This is a genomic window from Tropicimonas sp. IMCC6043, assembly GCF_004146235.1.
Classification (GTDB): Bacteria; Pseudomonadota; Alphaproteobacteria; order Rhodobacterales; family Rhodobacteraceae; genus Tropicimonas.
Map to the genome: position 1 here is coordinate 1 of NZ_SELO01000131.1, position 895 is coordinate 895.

Genomic DNA, 895 nt, shown 5'->3' on the forward strand with positions numbered 1-895 from the left:
AGGCAACGACCGTCTCCGGTCTGTCCAGCGGCGCCTTCATGGCGGTCCAGTTGCAGGTCGCATTTTCGACCACCATCGGCGGGGCTGGCATTGTCGCGGGCGGCCCTTTCGGTTGCGCCGATCATTCCGTGTGGCGGGCACTCTATGTTTGCATGGACCCGTTCTTCGTGGATGCCGACCCGGCGCAATCGCTGGCCATGATGCGGGACCTGGCGGCGGAAAATGCCATCGACCCGTTGGATCGTATCACCTCGGATCGGCTCTACCTTTTTCACGGAGCAGCCGACGACACGGTGGCAAGCGCAACAATGGATGCGCTGCAGCAAGTGTATCTGTCTTTGGGCGTGCCGGACGAGGCCATCACTTACATCACTTCAGTCGACGCCGGACATGGCTTCGTGACGGAGCAAGGCCCGGTCGCCTGTGCCGCCACCCGTCCCGACTTTCTGATCGACTGCGACATCGACCAAGCCGGCGATATTCTTGCGCAGCTCTACGGCGAACTGGAGGACCCGGTTGCACCGCGGACCAGTGGCCTCATGACCTTCGATCAGTCGCTCTACACCCAGAACGCCGCCGGAATGGACGAAAAGGCCTTCGTCTACGTTCCGGTCGATTGTGCAGCCGGCGAAACCTGCCGCCTGCACATCGCGTTACACGGATGCAAGCAGGGTCGTGAGACCATCGGCGAGGACTATCCGCGTCTCACCGGCTACAATCTTTGGGCGGAAACCAACAGGATCGTGGTGCTCTACCCGCAAGCGGTGAAGATCCCTTCACCCTGGTACAACTGGTTTGCGGGAAATCCGAACGGATGCTGGGATTGGTGGGGGTATTCCGGCGACGATTACCTGAGCCGCACCGCGCCGCAGATATCTGCCATCGCCCGAATGGC

General features: G+C 61.5%; 1 protein-coding gene. It reads left to right on the forward strand.

Translation table 11 applies throughout. The features are described from left to right. The coding region (locus EU800_RS27110) for a hypothetical protein (RefSeq protein ID WP_165354866.1) at positions 1 to 895 on the forward strand (895 nt) is incomplete at both ends.